Origin of the sequence: Vibrio olivae (assembly GCF_042428525.1) — a bacterium.
GTDB lineage: Bacteria > Pseudomonadota > Gammaproteobacteria > Enterobacterales > Vibrionaceae > Vibrio > Vibrio olivae.
This window is the reverse complement of record NZ_JBHMEP010000001.1, coordinates 820531-836454: the sequence shown is the minus strand read 5'-3', so window position 1 is coordinate 836454 and position 15924 is coordinate 820531. Positions and strand designations below refer to the sequence as shown.

General features: G+C 44.4%; 9 protein-coding genes. 2 read left to right on the top strand and 7 right to left on the bottom strand.

Annotation, left to right across the window (positions count from 1 at the left end):
* Window positions 1-156 precede the first annotated feature (156 nt).
* The 6 genes from ACFFUV_RS03830 to ACFFUV_RS03805 all read right to left on the bottom strand — a co-directional run bounded on the left by ACFFUV_RS03830 (window position 157) and on the right by ACFFUV_RS03805 (window position 6571).
* The gene (locus ACFFUV_RS03830; RefSeq protein ID WP_390189823.1) at window positions 157-1104 is read right to left on the bottom strand and encodes a hypothetical protein; all 948 of its coding nucleotides are present in this window, start codon (window positions 1102-1104) and stop codon (window positions 157-159) included.
* An 11-nt stretch (window positions 1105-1115) separates the two neighbouring features.
* Window positions 1116-2090, bottom strand: coding sequence for a DUF2169 family type VI secretion system accessory protein (locus ACFFUV_RS03825; protein WP_390189821.1), 975 nt, complete (start codon window positions 2088-2090; stop codon window positions 1116-1118).
* Window positions 2071-3390 (bottom strand): hypothetical protein, encoded by a 1320-nt coding sequence (locus ACFFUV_RS03820; RefSeq protein ID WP_390189819.1) that lies wholly within the window; start codon window positions 3388-3390, stop codon window positions 2071-2073. The genes ACFFUV_RS03825 and ACFFUV_RS03820 overlap by 20 nt, the downstream gene beginning before the upstream one ends.
* Before the next feature lie 25 nt (window positions 3391-3415).
* A complete protein-coding gene (locus ACFFUV_RS03815) occupies window positions 3416-3901 on the bottom strand; it encodes a hypothetical protein (RefSeq protein WP_390189818.1) in 486 nt (161 codons plus the stop codon).
* Window positions 3902-3903: 2 nt separating this feature from the next.
* Window positions 3904-5982 carry a type VI secretion system tip protein TssI/VgrG gene (locus ACFFUV_RS03810; protein ID WP_390189816.1) on the bottom strand — a complete coding sequence of 693 codons (2079 nt, stop codon included), beginning with the start codon at window positions 5980-5982 and terminating at the stop codon, window positions 3904-3906.
* A 70-nt stretch (window positions 5983-6052) separates the two neighbouring features.
* Entirely contained in the window at window positions 6053-6571 is a 519-nt protein-coding gene (locus ACFFUV_RS03805) for an Hcp family type VI secretion system effector (RefSeq protein WP_390189815.1), read from the bottom strand.
* 472 nt (window positions 6572-7043) lie between these two features.
* Here ACFFUV_RS03805 and tssH point away from each other — a divergent pair, with 472 nt between their 5' ends.
* Both tssH and ACFFUV_RS03795 read left to right on the top strand, forming a co-directional pair.
* Window positions 7044-9704: a type VI secretion system ATPase TssH gene (gene tssH / locus ACFFUV_RS03800; RefSeq protein WP_390189814.1), complete on the top strand. Its 2661-nt coding sequence runs from the start codon at window positions 7044-7046 to the stop codon at window positions 9702-9704.
* Entirely contained in the window at window positions 9691-11346 is a 1656-nt protein-coding gene (locus ACFFUV_RS03795; protein ID WP_390189812.1) for a sigma-54-dependent Fis family transcriptional regulator, read from the top strand. Before tssH ends, ACFFUV_RS03795 begins: the two co-directional genes overlap by 14 nt.
* A gap of 64 nt (window positions 11347-11410) precedes the next feature.
* Here the strand turns inward: ACFFUV_RS03795 and ACFFUV_RS03790 are convergent, their stop codons facing one another.
* Window positions 11411-15919, bottom strand: a complete 4509-nt coding sequence (locus ACFFUV_RS03790) for an OmpA family protein (protein ID WP_390189810.1) — start codon at window positions 15917-15919, stop codon at window positions 11411-11413.
* Window positions 15920-15924: the final 5 nt, after the last annotated feature.

Genomic DNA, 15924 nt, shown 5'->3' with positions numbered 1-15924 from the left:
CCGTTTGAATTAAAAAGAACGCTATCCCTACAACTTTAGTTAAAGTAACTGGTTAAGTAGCCAATTTTACTTGTGGTTTCACTAAATAATTTTGTCACTTTTTGAGACTAACTTTGTAATAAAGATCACTGCGTGATGTATTATTATCAGACAGGACTAAAATTGATTATCCAACTGTAAAATGGCACGGTCACCGGTTATTGAAAACATGAGAAGTGAAGACGGTTCACTACTTCGGTTTTCTTGAATTGCGGTTGCAATTAACGCCATCGGAGAGCAATTACCCAACGTTCCCCACAATTCATTAATAAGAAAAGGTTGCTGTGGATTCAGAAAGTACTCAGCACGAGCCCCCAACGCAAAACCATAATCTTCAGTATCATTTCGGGTGTTAGTCATATCACTAAAAACCCAGCCAAATGATTGAATTTTCTTACTTAAACGCTGGACAATGCGCATCATTCCACGCCTGTCACTTACGCCATATTCAGCGTCAAAATGACCGAAACGGGCGACAGGTTGCAGTTTTAAGGTGTCGATAATGTTTTTCCTCGCCAAAACCATACCTGCGCCACCTTCACTAGGAATGATGCCCCACGGGTTATTTGAACCCAGCACTTGGTTACTGGCAATTAAATCTTCAATGCGCTCAACTAAAGAATCAATAGAAATACTGATCAGAGCATCATGGCTATCCAACTTATTAATCGTTTTCTCAATATATTGAGGGCCACTAGAATGTTGGATATCGATATTAGAAATAGCCCGTGAATAATCTTTTTCATCAAACCAACGTTGTAATTCCTCACTGAATATCGGCGATGGAATCGAGATCATCAATGGCACAGGCTTTAAAGAAGTCGGAATTTTATCTAATAGTGAATCTAATAGGATGGAGAGTGTATTGGTGACGCGAGAAAATAAACTTTCTCCACTGATAAAATCAATTTTTGCAAAGTTGTATTTATCGATGCCGTTATCAGCGGGCTTTTGCTCAAACCGTGCGAGATCCGCTTTTGCTATCGCAAGCGATAATTCCAAATTCATGCCCATCGGAGAAACAAGTTCTGTCGCCAACACGTAACGACCGTGGCTATTATTCATTGGTGTTCCTATCAGATTGTCTGAATTTCGGTGTTTTTAAGTAGGTGCTCTTTGTCTTGGCACGCAAATGAGGTGGTGTAAGTCAAAGACAACGTTTGCTGCTCAGTATCGACAAATACGGTATAAAGCTCGAGAGGTTGTTGTAACACCTCGTCATTAAAATGCGCCGAGGCCAAATAACGCTGCTTGGGAAATCGAAAAGAGAGAATATCATCATGATTAAAGCCGCTTAGCATCAAGCGTTCTCCCCCTTGCAGATACCCTTTACACTGTTGATCTTCCGGTGCGCACTGATAATAACGACGATCAAAATCCAACGGTAACAAAGGACGACGGCTCTCCTGCCACTGCTCATCAAAGGTCCCTGCCCATTGATATCGTTGCTGGAAGAAAGGCGGTAGTGGACCAAAACCTGCGACGCGAACCTTTTTGGTATCCGCGCTCCAATCCTCTTTGGGATAAAACACACTCGGAACCGATTGGTTTAGTAAGTCGCGATTGTTACTGGCAACGCCGCCACCAAGGCGGTTACGTGCTTCATCGCCGCCCAACGCAAAGCGGTAATCCATCTCTTGAGTGACAAAATCCTTTGCAAGTGACACCGTCACACTACCTGCATGCTCAATCCAATCTCTGGGTCCATGCACCACTAAGGTTTTGTCAATGTGACCATCCAGTAACACGCGACATTCCATCGATGTTACTGGTCGTTTGGCATAAGTGCGTGCTTTACCCGACACAATCACATCGGTATTTTGGCGATAAATTGGAAACTCATGGTCATGCACCAAGGCAGAAAAACCGGGCTCCCCCGCATAAAGAGGGTCATCGTAGATCTCAATGTCATCAGCCGCAAGCCACTGCTGCTGAGTAAAACTCCACACACGCTTAACACTGACAACCCAAACCTCATGGCCATTTTCATCACGTTGAAAACGCCCCTTAATCGCGAGTGTTGGGTGCTGTTCAATATCCCATAACTGCATGATCATTCCTCAGATTAAAGCGGTCCATCGCAGGCTTGTTCTGCTTTAACTTGTCTAATATCTGTTGCTGCTGTCGAGTCGGCATTGACATGTCCCATGGCACGTAGACTCGAGCACCGAGGCAAATCTGACGCCAAATCCAATCTCGAAAATCAGCACTGATTGCACTATCCGACATCGCCCGTAGCGAAGATTCAAAGCCAAAGGCAAAGCCCAAACGGCTAGGCAGTGAAAGTTGCTCATCCCCGGTTTCGAGCCAAGTTTGTAAATTGGCAACGGCCTCTTCCCACTGATAGTCGATACCAAGTTGCAAATGGTTGAGTGGAAGACGCTCACCGTAAACGACATACAGAGCCTGCAACCAGGTTTCGCCGTCACTTTCATCTACCGTGGCTAAATGCTCAATCACGGATTTTGTCCACTGGGTGTCACCGACTAAGGCATAGTGATAGGCCGCATGTTCACTTTGAATATCAAACCATTCAAACTCTTTCAGCTCGAGAAGTTTGGCATAGGTTGCCACCATCGCAGAGGGTAAAGCCGCTGGTTCAATTCCGAAGTACTGGCGAAACCAAGTGTTTCTGTCCTGCTTAACAAGCAAACGTTCATACAACATTTGCTCGCCACTGGCATGTTCATCGAGCCACTCTATCGCATCGCGATCATTCAATTGAGCCAACGTGGTATTGAGCGCTCGTTCGTCAATACGCTCAAATTTGAGCCAGCGTTTACACAAAGAAGTGGATAAGGTTTGACGCAGTTTAAGCCACTGAAAGCACGGCTCAGCATAAGGAGCCTCCCCTTCTATCAAGCTCACCAGATCCCTATCCAGCGCATCAAGCGAAGATTGCACAACCAGTATATTGGCTTGTATGGGGGTCAATTGACTCAGGTTTTCTAAACCAACCACACGATGCTGCTGAGATTGGCCAAATTCCGGTTGCAGCATCAACCAAACGAAAATCTGCGGTTCACTGTTCTTGAGCTGATAAATCAATCCAGGCGCGAGACGAAACATTGCTACATAGACATCTTTTAACGCACGGTTTTGACGTTCTATTAAGCGCAGGTAGTCAAGTTCATGGCTTGGGAAGCCTCGTTGATGAAGACGTAACCACTGATTGAGAATGAAATTCAGAGACTCGTTGGCGAGCCCTAATTTTTCTTGGCAAAAAGCCAACCAGATAGGATCCAGTTGGCTCAATTGGTTTATCTCCAGTTCAATGCCATCAAGGTAAGATTGTCGAACCTCTGCACTCAATGGCTCTTCAATATGTTCAACACTAATTCTTTGCCGCATTTAACCTTCTCTGCCCATTTCACTGTTAGTTGATAGCAACGGTGCCACCTTGTATTTTCTGGGCTTTTTCTGCTTGTGAAGTGACGTATTTGGCCTTGGTGGTGACTCGATTATCACGCCCACTATAGCGAGTCTCTGTATCACCACTGCGTACCATCACCTCTTGTTCACCTTCGATAACAATTCGTTTCGCTTTGAGGACGAGTTCGTCAGAATCATCCAAAATCGAAAACAAAATATCAGTGACCATCGGTAAACTGATGTCATCATTAATAAACTCAATACGACATTGGAAGCGATTGTCGATCGCCAATTGGAGCTCAGCCTTTTTAAAATTGCGCCCTAGCCTTGCAGAAATAGGTTGCCCAAATGGGTTTCCTTCAAAATCTACTCGAACGCTGTCTAATGATTCATTAATGCCAATAATGGTGCCAAAACGCGAACAGCAAGGAACACGTGGTTCTTGCTGTTCGAAGAGTTGGATTTCATTTAATTCCAAATCTTTTTGCATAATTAGTTAATCGCTACGTTGCCGCCTTTCACCACGACTTTGTCGCTACCTTCAATGGTGATTGCTGAACCGCTTAATTTGATCGTGCCATCACTGCTCATAACCAATGATGACCCACCGGTTTTAAGAACGATTTTGTCGCCGCTGATCACCTGAGTTGCCCCATCTGCTTTATAAGACGTATTGCCTTTGACTGAGACAGTTAGGTTGCCCCCCACGGTTTGGTTATCATCGGCACCGATGTCGGCACTTCGTGATGCGCCGACCGTTAGGTTACTGTTTTCACCCACATCTAGATCGTCATTTTTACCGATGTTGGTGGTGCGGTTATCACCAATTTCTAAGGTGCTGTCGTTTTTAACATTTTGAATTTCGTTGGCGTTATAAGTCACCGTGACGTCTTGCTCGACGGTTTCGGTAAAGGTGCTATTAACCTGTGTGGTTTTGTGCCCTTCAATCGTTTCTTTATGGTCGCCTTTGACTTCATTGGTTTGGTGGCGAGCCACTTTCAAGAACTCGTCTTGACCGATATCGCGATAACGGTTATTCAGCACCTTGGTTGACATGTCTTTTTGGGCGTGAATATAGATTTCTTCTTGGTTGGCTTCGTCTTCAAAACTCAGTTCGTTGTAGCCAGTGCCTTTGTGAGTTTGAGTACGGAATGTAGTCCGCGTTTTGTTTTCTGGCAACGAGTACGGAGGGAAATGCAGCCCGTTATACACAGCGCCAGTGACCAGTGGACGGTCAGGATCCCCTTCTAGGAAGGTCACTACGACTTCATGGCCGATACGTGGTAAATACACGGCGCCCCATGTTGGCGCCGCCATAGACTGGCTGACACGAATCCAACAGCTTGAATGCTCATCTTGGGCGCCGTAACGATCCCAGTGGAATTGAACTTTAATTCGGCCAAGGTTATCGGTGTAAATTTCTTCCCCCGCAGGGCCAACAACAACCGCTGTTTGCGGGCCATCAACCATAGGGGCAGGCAATTTTGGCGCTTTGTATTCGACATCACGTGGAATACACACAAATTGGTTATGGTACGTGGTAGGTAAGCCGCTGGCTTCATCTTCGTGTACTTGCGGATTATGGCCACTGTGGGTCACAGAAATCATCAAGTAATCACGGTTGATTTCCGCACGCGGATGGTCGCCGATATTGAAGCTATAACCGGTCGCCAAGCGCATCACATCACTCGATGCTTCTACTTGTCGGTTTTCCACCACGTGATCAGCCATCCATTCGCCAGAGCGAACTTGCCCATCGGCGGGATCGACATAACGGCCAGGGAAATCAAACAGTGCTAAGTCTTGATCAAGCTCGCCATTAGCGCTCATTTCCTGTGGAATTTTGGGCTGTTCGTAGTTGTAATCGGTGTAGGTAACCATGCCGGTCTTGACGCGGTTTACGAGCTCAAGGTCGGTGATATGTTCACGATCAGCAACGCCGCCTGCATCAGAATGGTAGACAATCGGGCCAAGATAAGAGCCGTTCAAAGGCGTACTGACTAAATCTGCAATCGTATCGTTACTGTCAACGATGACCATGGTGTGCGTGGTGTCATTGTGTTCAAAGTAATACCACATCCCGTGCTCAGCCAACATGCGCTGGACAAAATGGCTATCAGTCTCGCGATATTGCAATACGTATTCTTTGGAAGTGTAGTTACCAGAGAGCTCTAAACGGTAATCAGTAACTGATGCACCATCGAGAACTTCAGAGATGATTTCCGGTGCCGTTTTTTGCTGAAAAATACGCAAGTCTTGACGTTGAGTCAGGAACCAAAGTTGCGGCACAAGGGTAATTTGATAGCGCGAAAAACGACGCCCCGTTCCTAAATAACGGACTTCATTGATCACACCACTAAAATGTCTTGCGGTTCCTACCCCTTGGCCAAATAGCATTAGATGAGCTGGTTTGCGAATCAGCTCATCAAAGGTGATATCAGCATCAAGTGAAAGTAATGATAAACTAACTCGAAATGGTTTTGAGAGTTCTTCTGTTACCTGAAAACTTTCTACTTTGAATTCATGCCCTGAATCAGGAACTTGAAATTTAAATTCTACATCATTAACCATATCTTTTACCTGATACTAATAAAGGAATAAGGGCCAACAAGCATTGGCCCTCATAAATAATGCGTAGCGATTATGCTTCGCGTGGCGCACGCCAGTCGTCGTTACCAGCAGTACCACAAGTTTCGTGAGTCACTTCGATTGCACGGTAAGTGAACTTAAGAACTTCTTCAGTTACGCGGTCAGACGTTGCTGCATCTTGGCAGTGGTTCATGCGAGTTTGCATGTCAACCAATAGCGCATCGATCAATTTGATTGAGTAGTAATGCTCTTGCTTACCTTGTACAGAAGTACGGTAGAAACGGATAACACACTCAGGAAGTTTTTCACCAGAAACAAGTGCGTTAAATAGTAGTGGAGAGCTACGGTCTTGAACTTTAGTCACAACAACAGGTTTGTGAACACGTTGACCAGTAGGTTGACCACTTTGAGGGTCACGTGGAATAGTAAGAACGTGGTCTAGTTCTTGAACTAGGAATTCGTCAACGTGAGCTTCTTGCCATGAGTTACCGACTGAATCTGCAGAGTAAGTGTCTTTAGTGATATCACCTTGAGTTTCACCAGAGATAGACATATATGCTGGAGTTGGCATTGTTATTTCCTTCTTTATTTAAAATCGAAATTTAATTTACTTGAGTTCACCAAATCGCTTATCACCGCGACCTGAAATCATTAAAGCAATCAGCATGCCAACTTTTAATTACCATATTTTTCAACAACTTAATTAAATATGGTCATTATAAACATAATTATCATTTCCAATATTTTGGAAAATTTCACAAGAAATGGTTTCAGCTTCCTAATTTATTGTTATCGACTCACAAAGGCAAAGTAACGGGGTTCCAAAATGTAAAATAAGTTAGATTAACTATAAACAAAGTTACTTTAACTAATAAAAAAAACGTTTCGAAAGAATTCGATTCTATATAGAGATAAATAAAGAAAACAACCTAGATTAAAATACCTAAAATGGCCTAGTAAAAACCACGGCTTAAAAAAAAGCTTTTCTATTGTTTAGTATAATTGCGCTTATTTCATTCACTCACGAACTTACTAAAATAAGCATGATAAATATTAATCTTTCTTCACTGATACAACGTCTTCACCCTATTGCTAAGGTTGCGCTCGAAGATGCAGCGGCGCTGGCAGTATCAGAAATGGCCAATGAAGTTCAAATTGAACACTATCTTTTAAGCTTGCTCGAGCGCCCCAATAGCGATTTCGATGTCCTGCTTGCCCATTTTGACTGTTCAGAAAACCTACTGCGTCAGTCAGTTCGTTCGTCATTAGATGGCACTTCGACAGGTAACGGCGGTAAACCCGTTTTCTCTTCTTTATTGATTGAGTGGCTTCAAGAAAGTTGGATGATGTCCTCACTCGATTTATCACAAACCCATATTCGCACCGGTGCCCTACTGCTGACATTAGTCAGTAACCCTCTACGCTATGGGCAACAAAGCTACTCAACGATTCTTGAAAGCGTCAACCCAGATAGCCTAAAACGTAACTTTGCTGAACTCACGAGCCAATCCATTGAAGCGCAAGTGGCGACATCGGAAAAAACCCAAGCACGTGAAGACGGTTCAGCGCTGAGCAAATTCACCACCGACTTCACAGGCAAGGCGCGCAAAGGCGAGATTGACCCTGTCTTTTGCCGTGACCAAGAGATTCGCCAAATCGTTGATATTCTCGCGCGTCGCCGTAAAAACAACCCGATTGCCGTCGGTGAACCGGGCGTTGGTAAAACTGCCGTGGTTGAGGGCTTAGCGCTGAAAATTGTCCAAGGTGAAGTGCCTGATAACCTCAAAGGTGTTGAACTTTACGGCTTGGATATGGGGCTTTTACAAGCAGGTGCTAGCGTTAAAGGTGAATTTGAAAAACGCCTTAATGCCGTATTGGACGAAGTGAAAAACTCACCAACCCCGATCATTTTATTCATCGATGAAGCGCATACCCTGGTTGGTGGTGGAAACCAAGCCGGTGGCAGCGATGCAGCTAACCTGCTAAAACCGGCCCTTGCGCGCGGCGAAGTCAAAACCATCGCGGCCACCACCTGGTCGGAATACAAGAAATATTTTGAAAAAGATCCAGCCCTTGCCCGCCGTTTCCAACTGGTGAAATTAGATGAGCCATCACCTGATCAAGCCGCGCTGATTATTCGCGGCCTGCGACCAGCGTATGAAAAATCACACAATGTCTATGTTCGCGATGATGCGATTACCGCTGCCGCCGCGTTGTCTGCACGTTATATTTCAGGGCGCCAACTGCCGGACAAAGCGATTGATGTGCTGGATACCGCCTGTGCGCGCGTCAACATCAGCCTTAATGCAGTGCCTTCATCGGTCGAAGCGCTGCAACAAAAATTGGCAGCGCAAAGCCGTGAGCTTGAAGCATTAGAACGCGATGCCCTGCAACAAACTGGTGATAAGCACAGCTTAGCCGGTATTCCGGATCTCAAAGCAGATATGCAAGCAACCCAAGCTGAATTGGACGTCCAAGAGGCGCAGTGGAAACAAGAAAAAGATCAGATCGATCAAATGATCGCTCTACGTCAGCGTCTTAATCAGTTGGTTTCGGGAGAATCCCAACCGGAACCAGAAGACGATGAACAAGAGGTTTCACCATACGCCGAGCTTAACGAGCAACAAGTGCGCGCCGAAATCGCTGCATGCCAAGAGCAGCTTGATGCCATTCGCCAAGGAAATCCACTGGTTCATTTTGAAGTCGGCCCAGATGAAGTCAGCCACGTCATCTCTGACTGGACAGGCATTCCAATGGGCAAAATGCTTGAAGATGAAGCGCAAACCACGCTGAACTTAAAAGATAACCTTATCGCCGCCATCAAAGGCCAAGAATACGCGATTGATGCCCTTGCACAAGGCATTCAAACGGCGAAAACTGGCTTAGGCAACCCAGAAGCGCCGACGGGCGTATTCTTATTAGTGGGTCCAAGTGGTGTTGGTAAAACTGAAACGGCACGTGCCATTGCTGACCAATTGTTTGGCGGTGAGCGCTTTATGACCACCATCAACATGTCGGAGTTTCAAGAGAAGCACACGGTGTCACGTTTAATTGGCTCACCTCCGGGTTACGTTGGTTACGGTGAAGGCGGTATGCTGACTGAAGCGGTTCGCCAGCGCCCTTATTCCGTTGTGTTACTTGATGAAGTTGAAAAAGCCGATCCGGAAGTGATGAACCTTTTCTATCAAGTATTTGATAAAGGTACGCTAAATGACGGTGAAGGCCGCACCATTGATTTCAAAAACACCTTGATTTTGATGACCAGTAATCTCGCCACTCACGAAATTGAATCTTTGGTTCAACAATCAAAAGACATCGAAGCCAGCGTGATTGCCGAAGCGATTCGCCCAACGCTGAATCAATACTTCAAACCTGCGCTCCTTGCACGTATGAATGTATTGCCATATGTCCCGCTTTCTGATGATGCAATGACCAACATTATTCACCACAAGCTTGGTAAAGTGTCTGAGCGTTTGAAAAGCCACCACAAACTTGAGCTTAGCTATGACGATAATTTGGTCGAGTTTGTACTGGGTAACTGCCGCTTAGCGGAGACGGGCGCACGTAACATCGACGCAGTCATTAACCGACAGTTACTGCCTCAGCTATCCACTCAATTGTTGATGAACGATAAAGATGATTCACACACACAAATCACGGTGTCTGTGGATGAGCAAGGAACGCTAGCCTATGCGTTCAGCTAATCAGAATGATCTGAGTAGCGCTCTGCTCGCGATCAGCCAGTCTTTGGCTGATCGCACTCAGCTTGCGCAAACGCTCGATGCGGTGCTCACCGCTGCGCGGCAAATGACGCTGTCTAAACATGGGATAATTTATGTGCTTGACCAAACGGGGCAAGCACTGATTCCCAGCATTGTTCATCACAACGAAAAACCTATGGTTTCACATCCGTGGAAGCCTCTGTCGCTTGATCTAGCAAGCGAAACCGACCCATTTAGCTACGCGATTCATAATGGTGAAGTGGTGCTGATTAACGACTTATATCAGTACAACGGCTACGATTGTGACGCGATTTATCAGATAGAGCTGAACATGAGGCTACGCAGCCAAAACTTGCTGGCGTGGCCACTGGTCGATGACGATCGCAAAACCATTGGCTTGCTGGCGCTGTTTGATCTTAACGTGATTGACAACGAAGACGCCCTCACCTCATTTTGCCATATGGCCGCAAACAGTATTCGCCAAGCCGCTTGGCTTGAGCAATACGGTCAAATGATCAAAAGCCTCAGTGAGGACAATGCCGCCCTCGCCCGAGAGAATCAGCAGCTTAAAAAACGCAAACAAAGCCATTACGATGGCCCGATAGCGGAAAGCGAACAGATGCTCGAAGTCCTGCGCCGTTTAGACAAAGTGCTAGCGCTGCCTGTCGATGTTCTGCTACGTGGTGAAACTGGCGCGGGTAAAGAAGTAATTGCTAAGTACATTCATGAAAATTCTAACCGCTCAAAAGCGCCGCTGATTGTGCAAAACTGCGCGGCTATTCCTGAGCAGTTGTTAGAGTCTGAATTATTTGGTCATAAGAAAGGCTCATTTACGGGCGCAGACAAAGACAAAGTTGGCCTATTTGAAGCCGCTGATGGCGGTACGCTGTTTCTCGATGAAATCGGCGATATGCCACTGTTACTGCAAGCGAAACTGCTGCGAGTACTGCAAGAACGTAAAGTTCGCCCAGTCGGAGCGAGCAAAGAGATTGAAGTTGATGTGCGCGTGGTTGCCGCCACCCACTGCCATTTGATGGAAAAAATCAAAGCCGGAGAGTTTCGTGCGGACTTATTCTATCGTTTGAATGTGTTCCCAATTACCCTGCCGCCACTTCGTGATCGTGATACCGATATTTTGCCTTTAGCGGAACACTTTGTGCAGCAAAGTGCGAAGTCATTAGGGTTACCACAAGCGCCGGGGCTGAGCGCCAACGTACGTAAGCAACTGCTTGAGTACAGCTACCCAGGTAATGTGCGTGAACTGAAAAATATCGTTGAACGCGCCGTTCTGCTCTCCGATTTTGAAACCATTACCCAAGTCGAAATTGGCGAAGGGTTTGAAACGCCAGAGCAAGCTGTCAGTGTGGTCGCGCCACCTGAGCCAGTGCAAGCGCAGATTGACGAGCAAGATGAAGAGTTAGTAAGCACGCGACAAGAAGAAGCCCTGCTCGACGAAGCTACGGTGAGTCTTAAAGAAGCCGTCGGCGAATACGAAAAGACCGTAATTCTTGACTGCCTCAATGCGTGTAATTGGCACACCAAAAAGGCTGCAGAACAACTCTCGCTGCCGCTGAGTACCTTAAACCACAAAATGAAAAAGTACGATATCTCAGCCGCCAGTTAATTCCCTAACCCTGTTAGGGTTTAATACGTCAGTCAATAAAAAACCGCCCGAAGGCGGTTTTTTATTAGAAGTCATTCAACAACCACTTAGATAATAACGCCTTTCTTTCATCCGAAAGCGGCGTATTTATCGCTTGTTGATAATCAGTAAACTTGGGCGCTGCATTCATCCATATCGACAATTTCGTTTCATTATGGGCCTTATACTTGACATCCCTAACCACATTATCATCAAAATTATCACTACGAATGCTGTGGTAGGATTTTACATTCTCAAACTTACCTTTATCCATCGCATACCATTCGTCTGCATAGTTGATTGTTCTAGCATCTAAAAAACTTGCTTCTGTGACGTCAATGGGTGATAGCGTGATTCGATTGGATTTTTCCTCAATTAACTGAGAGCCATCTTTTCCCGTTACCTCCACTCGGATCTGCGGTCGTTGGTTCTGAGCATGTAAGAAAGGTCTAACCCCAAGCACTTTCTTTCCAGTGACATTGAGATAATCGAGGGAAAGCTCAACTGCATATAAATCAGTATCTTCAGGTTCACCATTAAAAATATCGCCGCTAAAGAAAGAATGATCTTTAACAGCGAAATCACTCCATAGTGTCTTCAAATTTGACTTTAGCTTATTGCTAAAGTCAATCAGTTCAACTTGATCGGTAGGTAGAGCCTTTTCTGAAAAACTGACAGTGTGCGTGTCTTTATCAAACGTCATTCTACCTAACGGGATTAGGCTATTCGCCTTGTTTAACTTTATCCGGTACTGCTTACCACGTGCGTTTGCCGTTAGATACATGTCGACAGGAATAGAGTTAGGATCGAATCCCCCGTCATTTAGGACTTTAGCAACGTCACTGTGGGCTTTTGAACTTACAATAACCAACAACCGCGTTTCATTATTCCATACATCGTACATCGGTGTATCTTTAGTCCATCCAAGGGCATTAAGCGCATCAGAATATTCATCTCCGGGAATTAAAGCTTGTGCGTTAGCGTCCTTCACATAAATATTTACCTTAGGTTCAGAGAAAATTGCAGGGTAAGTGATTGCTTTTTTCCCTTTGCGAGCCAAAAAGCTCTTTTCATACAAATAACCATGCTCCTTCTCCCGCATAGATAACTCGAAAATAGATGAGTTATCGACATTGAAAGCTTGCTTAGGATCGTCGGTGAAATTGTATGTCCGCGTATAAGTAACAGTTTTCTCTGTGCTACTGGCTCCAGCTACCGCTACTTCAAGTTTATAGCGCATACGGTATTCATAAGACTCATTATCTTTGGGTTTACCATAAAGCGCTAGCCATTCATTGCTATCGAAATCATCATCGATCGGTTTAATGCCAGTAATTATACTTCTGCCGAAATAGTATGTTGGTGTAACAACCGCACCATATAACGTTGTACTCTTATCAGTTAGATATTTATTGTCTTTAAGCCACGACTGCTCATTATCCGTCAATGACTCCGTGTCTAATTGGCGTACATACTCGGTTGTATAACTACCAAGATCGTCAAAGAAGCGATTAATACGTACTGGACGCACACTAATAGGCACCAGCTTCAAGAGATCTGGCTCTATCTTTTGAAGATTTTGATGAGACATATCTAACAGCGTTAACACTCGAACCTCATCGGTTGGAGTGATGTAGCCATCATCAGCTAAGACTTTATCTAACGATTGCCATGTTTTAGAGCCATTTTTACGTACAGATATATAGAAGTCTTTATAAATATTGCTGTCCAAAGATCGTATATCTGGCGCTTTAACCATATCTCTCAATGACTTTAATGACTTATCAGATAATGTATGTACAGGGCAGTATTTTTGATATTTTTGCGCCTGATCGACAACGCTCTCATTTTCATCTGACTGCTTAATAGCGTAAGAAATATAGTTGGCCATCGCGTAGTAACTTTTTAGGGATTCGCTCCCACCATGCTCCGATAACCCTTTGGTTTCTAACCAAACTTCATCCAAGTGGAAAGAAGTGAACCAACGATTTCCAACCTCCCAGTCATCACTTAATAGAAAAGTATTGATATATCCTTCAATATCCAAATCTATTTTGTTTGAGGATGAACCAAATGAGGTAATGGTATGATCCGACCCATTATGGGTATCAACACTTGGAGCCTTCTCCATATAGTTTTCTTGCAACAGGAGACGCATTAGCCCATTCAATGCAAGAGAGCGTTTAAGATAAGCGCGCCCTAATACACTCAGCTCTTCAAAGGCATCGCTCTCTTTTAATATCAACGACTGCGCAATAACATCAAATTCAGAAAATTTATCCAGTTGCTTATTTAGCTCAGCTGACTGGCCTTCTAGCCATAGTTGTGCGGCTTGATAGACCGAATAAACCGTGTTGCCAAGCCAATAAACAGCGTAGCAAAGTGCAAGTTCTGGCCCCAACGCCGTTGCTGCGATACCTAGGGCAAGGTCAAACGATTGGCCAGCAAACTCTTGCAGCGCATTATCTTTGTCTAAGGCGCTGATAACCGAAGCTTGACGACGCTTTTCAAGCCCAAGCATCCAACTACGACACACCGGATATTCGAGTGCAGAATGTAAAAAGAATTCAACTTCCGCCCGTCGATTCAGACTTCTCTTATCTTGACTTATAGGGTCTTGTTCACCCATACCTACAGTGATAATACGATGCTGCCAGCGTATCTGTTGCTCAACGCTGAGTTCCTTAACGATTGCCTGTTTCAACGTCTTGGCACGGCGAGAAGATAGGTCAAGATTATATTTAGTCGAACCTAAATCACAGGTATAACCTCGAATCCGAAGCTCCATCTCTGCTTGAGTATTTTCCAAATAACCCGAAATCTTACTTATCAGCTCCAAATCTTCTGGTGCCAGTGCATTACTGGCACTGTCAAAATTGAAGAATAATCTTAAGATGATCGGTTTTCCTGGTTCAGAAGATGAACCCTGAATGATCACTTTACCTTCAGGTTGCTTTTGGAATTTGTCGATAAGTTCTTGCTTATAGTTTGTTTCTTGCTCGACTAGATCTTTTTTGGCGTCCTCACTTTCTAAAGTAAGGAATTGTTTTAATCCTGACTGTGTTTTTACTGCGTAGTCCTGAGATTTCTCAAGATAAGAATTGAAGCTATTATTGGATGCTTCAAATTTCTCACCAACGCCTAATCCAGTCGAAATAAGTTGAGCGTAACCAAACGGCTTATCAAGTGAATACTCGATAGCTTTGGCCATGGGTTTAAGTGGTGATATCACTTTTGAGTCGACGTTATGCCAAAATTGCTGAAGTTCCTTTGGAATATAAGTGACCGACTTATCCGCTATCGTTGCAACCTTGTCGCTCCACTTAAAAATGTCCGCCAATTTGTTAAACGTTTTAATATTATCTTGGCTTAGCTCAGGTAGTTTATTGGTAAAATCAATAAATCCGCCTGCAGCCCCATTAAGGTTAATCGCCGCTTGCATAGTTTTTAACGCATTTTGCTCTATCGGCCTACCACCATCGTTTATTCCTGCACTCAATCCGGCGCTAAACGCTTTTAGCATGGTGGTCATACTGGGTCCGTTTAATACCCCAGAGGTGCTGACCTCAATCACACTTTTATAGGTCCCTAGCGTATTAAGTAGATTTACACTCGGCACATTGCCGGACTGCGGCTGATTGTCTTTGGTATAAGGTTGATTTTTTGCCCAATCAACCAAGTGTTTAAAGCGCTGCGGTGCGTGTTGAAATAGCGCCTCTTCCACGGTTATCGGGTCACCAGAAACAAGAACACTACGCCCAGCAATCGATTGGATTGGTAAATGAAGTACTTGTTCTGATAGTGAATAACAGTTTTCTGGTATATTAAGATTTGCTAAACATTCATCGACATAAGCAACATCATTACCTACATCACTGGCAAATTTACTTGCCGTATTTAAATCAATATCAAAACGACAAAGCTGTTCTAACTGTTCTTTAGTATCTAGTTCTCCCCCAACAATCCAAAATGTGGCAATATACTGCTGCAGTTTATCCTTTGTTTTCGAAGAAGAATCAGAATAGTCGTAATAGTCCACTTTACGGACATAGCTGGTGGGTAAACTCGCGCCCTTATCTCCATCGCCTTGAATTTTAAGCGCTTCGGGATAGCCAGATATGGTCACTTTAGCGCCAGCAAAATAATCGGCAGAGAACACTAAGTTAATGGTCCACACTTGTGGAACGCGTAGATAATAAAAATCATGGTCAAACTGACCACTGTAAATCCGCTTATATAACTCTTTATACGCGTCTTGATTTCCACCAAGTGAAACCTCCGCATTTTGCGCTGCTTGAGTGAAAATCTCAGCATTTTCCGGTGACATAAAAAACGACTTATCTTCTAAATCAGCACGAATATCTTCAGATAGAATATTTTGAACAGTCAAAATTTGATTGTTATCTTCAGGAAGCTTTGTCGTTATTTTTTTAGCAATAGAATGTATGTCGCGCGCCCACGACGTTTTACCGCTCATCACTGCAAGTGGTAACAAATGTTCAGGAATAAATACCGTTTGAACTTCAACTTTTTTGCCCGCTGCAATATTCAACACTAAGG